Raw genomic sequence first — 3,248 nt, forward strand, 5'->3', positions numbered from 1 at the left:
GTGGGTGCGTGGGGTGCGTCGGGTGCGGGGCGGGGCGGTTCGTACGGTGGCCGGTCAGGCCGTCGGGGCGACGCCGGCCGGTGTGGGAGCGCCGTCCTGGGGCGCGTCCTTGGCCGCGTCCCGGGCCACGGCCCGGGCCCCGCGGCGCAGGGTGGTGAGGGCGACCAGGGCGCACAGCGCGGCGAGCGGGAGCCAGACCAGGGCGGGTTCGCCGAGGCCGATGAGACCGACGCCGATGGACGGGCCGAGGAACATGCCGACCCCCATCATCGAGTTGCACAGGGCGCTGGCCCGGGTCAGTTCCCGTTCGGGGACCTTGGAGATCAGCCAGGGGTGGAAGGAGCAGGAGTAGGCGCACTCGCCCAGGGCGAAGAAGACGGCGTACGCCAGCAGGCCGCCGAGCTGCACGGGGGTGGGGCCGAGGCCGGCCAGGCCGGCCAGGACGAAGCCGGCGACCCACAGGCCGACGGCGATGCGCAGGCCGAGCTCCTCGGGGCGGTTCTCCAGCCAGCGGGTGACGTGGCGCTGGGCGAGCACGATCACGGCGACGTTGAGCGTGAGCATCAGGGAGATCCAGCCGATGCCGGTGTCCATGAGCTGGTCGGCGACGAGCGGCGCGGTGGCCTCGAACTGGCTGTAGCCGATCAGGTAGGCGCCGAACTGGAAGAGGGCGACGCCCATCGAGGCACGGATCAGCATGCCGGCGCCGAAGGCCGCGGCGGGTTTGCCCGGCGCCGCCGCGTCCCCGGCGGCCGCCGCCTTCTCCGCGTCGGCCGCGTCACCCGGCTTCTCCGCGGAGTCCGCGGGCTCCGCGTCCTCCTCGGGGACCGACGGCACCCTGCGGGCCAGCCAGAGGGCCACCGCGACGGGCAGGTACCCGGCGGCGTTGGCGACCAGCAGCCAGACGATGGCGTCGCGGGAGAAGACGGTGAGGAGGAGGCCGGCCAGCAGGGAGCCGGCCGCGAGGGTGGCGTTGAGGATCTGGTACCGCCGGGCGAAGACCGCGCGGCGCTCCTCCGGCGGTACCAGGGAGTTGACGATCGGGATGATGGCGGCCATGAAGCAGCCCTGGCCGGCGCCGCCGAGGACGGCCGCGGTCGCGGTGGCGGGCACGGCCGAGGCGTCGGTGAGCACCAGGAAGCAGCCCAGCCACAGCACCAGGCCCCCGATGCCCAGGGCGTGCCGGGGAATCCGTGCGGACGTCGCCGTGAGCAGCAGCGAGACGGCGAGGTTGGCCACCCCGGAGACGCCGTAGTAGACGGCGACTCCGGCGGTGCCGATGTCCGGCTGCCCGGCCAGGTGGATCCCGATGAACGGGAAGACCATGCCGTAGCAGAACGACGAGAGGCCGTGCAGGAACAGGATGCGGTTGACCGACCGGCGGCGCAGCGCGGCCAGGGCGTCGCGCGCCGGTGCCGCCGGTACGGATTCCGTGGGGGTCATGAGGGTGCTCGCTTTCCGTCAGTCGCCGGCCACGAGGGCGAGGACGCGTGCCGGGCTGCCGGAGCCGCCGACGATGGGCAGGGGCGCGGCGATGAGCAGGGCGCCCTGCGGGGGCAGCCGGTGCAGGTTGCGCAGCTGGGTGAGGCCGTACTTGTCGGCGCCGTGGAAGTACCAGTGGCAGGGGTAGGGCTGGTCCTCGAACTCCCCGGCCAGTCCGGCGTCGGTGCCGACGGTCTCGACCCCGATGCCGACCAGCGGCGTCTCCTGGGCCAGCCACTTGGCGCACTCGGGGGCGATGCCGGGGGTGTGCCGCTCGTTGAGGAACTTCCCGGGGTCGTCCTGGCGGTCCGCCCATCCGGTGCGGTAGAGCATCCAGCCCTGCTCGGGGAGCGGACCGTGCTCCTTCTGCCACGCCTCGACGTGGTGGCGCTGCAGCAGGAAGTCCGGGTCCTCGGCGGCCTCCGCGGAGAAGTCCAGGACGGCGGCCGGCCCGAACAGGCGCCGCGGCGGGACCTGGGAGACGTCGTCGTGGTCCTTGCCGGGGAGCCAGTGCACGGGGGCGTCGAAGTGGGTGCCGGTGTGCTCGGACAGGCGGATGTTGTTCCAGTAGACGGTGGGTCCCGCCTCGTCGTAGTGGCTGATGACCTCGCGCTGGAACGGCCAGGGCTGGCCGCGGTCCGGCGGGAGCTGGATGAGCGGGGTCTCCTCGGAGAGGGGCGAGGTGAGGTCGACGACCTCGACGGAGCCGTCGGCGAGGGCGCCCAGCAGCGGGCCGAGAGCGGTCATGTCACTTCTCCGTGGGGTGCACGATGGTGGTCCAGTGGCTGTAGTCGGGGTGCTGTCCGCGCACCACCGCGTCGTACAGCTCCTGGAGCTTGCGGGTGGTCACGCCGGGCGCGCCGTCGCCGACGGGGATGCGGTCGACGCTGGTGACGGGGGCGAGCTCGGCGAGGGTGCCCGCGACGAAGACCTCGTCGGCGGTGTAGAGCTCGGTGCGGTCGATCTCGCGGCGCTCCATCGGGATGCCGAGCTCCTTGGCGGCGAGCTCGCCGACGGTGGCGACGGTGATGCCCTCGAGGACGCCGCTGGTGCCGGGCGGGGTGATGAGCTTGCCGTCGCGGAGCATCACCACGCAGGAGCCGGGGGCCTCCGAGACGCTGCCGCGCTGGTTGAGCAGCAGCGTGGTGTCGTAGCCGTTGCGGATGGCCTCGTGGTGGGCGAGGCGGCTGTTGTGGTAGTTGGCGCCGGCCTTGATGCGGGGCGGCATGCTGTCGTCGCTGATGCGGCGCCAGGAGGCGATGGTGGCGGCGAGCCCGCCCTCGAAGCCGCGCCCGCGGGGGGCGCGGGTGGAGGTGATGTGGACGCCGGCGTCGTCGGTGTGGCTGAGCGGGTCGAAGTTGGGGCCCATGTTGAAGTACGAGACGACGCAGATGTGTACGTCCTCGTCGAAGGCGTTGGCCCGCAGGACGTCGGTGACGCCCTGCTTCAGCTGGGCCTCGGTGAAGGGCACCTTCATGTGCAGGCTCTTCATGGAGCGCCCGAGGCGGGCCAGGTGCTCGTCGACGCGGAAGACGGCCAGGCCGTCCTGGCCGGGTCGGCGGTAGGCACGCAGCCCCTCGAAGACGTTGGCGCCCCAGAAGGCGCCCTGGGAGCGGGCGTGGACGGTGCAGTCCTCCCAGGCGACGATCTCGCCGTCGAGCCAGGCGTGGGTGGGTGGCAGCGGTGTGCTCATGTGCGGACTCCTGTGGTTCCGGTGCGGGAGAGGGCGGGAGAGGGCGGGAGGGGCCGGTCAGGCGGCGGCGGCG

Annotated in this window: 3 protein-coding genes; all 3 read right to left on the reverse strand. The window is 73.2% G+C overall.

Annotation, left to right across the window (positions count from 1 at the left end):
- Positions 1–54: 54 nt before the first annotated feature.
- The 3 genes from HW445_RS23770 to ilvE are packed head-to-tail and all read right to left on the reverse strand — an operon-like array spanning position 55 to position 3,175.
- Complete coding sequence (locus tag HW445_RS23770) at positions 55–1,443, reverse strand: MFS transporter (RefSeq protein ID WP_180222989.1); 1,389 nt, start codon at positions 1,441–1,443, stop codon at positions 55–57.
- 18 nt (positions 1,444–1,461) lie between these two features.
- Entirely contained in the window at positions 1,462–2,229 is a 768-nt protein-coding gene (locus HW445_RS23775; RefSeq protein ID WP_180222990.1) for a cyclase family protein, read from the reverse strand.
- A gap of 1 nt (position 2,230) precedes the next feature.
- Entirely contained in the window at positions 2,231–3,175 is a 945-nt protein-coding gene (gene ilvE, locus HW445_RS23780) for a branched-chain-amino-acid transaminase (RefSeq protein WP_180222991.1), read from the reverse strand.
- Positions 3,176–3,248 lie beyond the last annotated feature (73 nt).

This window comes from Streptomyces sp. UH6 (assembly GCF_013421635.1).
Classification (GTDB): Bacteria; Actinomycetota; Actinomycetes; order Streptomycetales; family Streptomycetaceae; genus Streptomyces; species Streptomyces abyssomicinicus.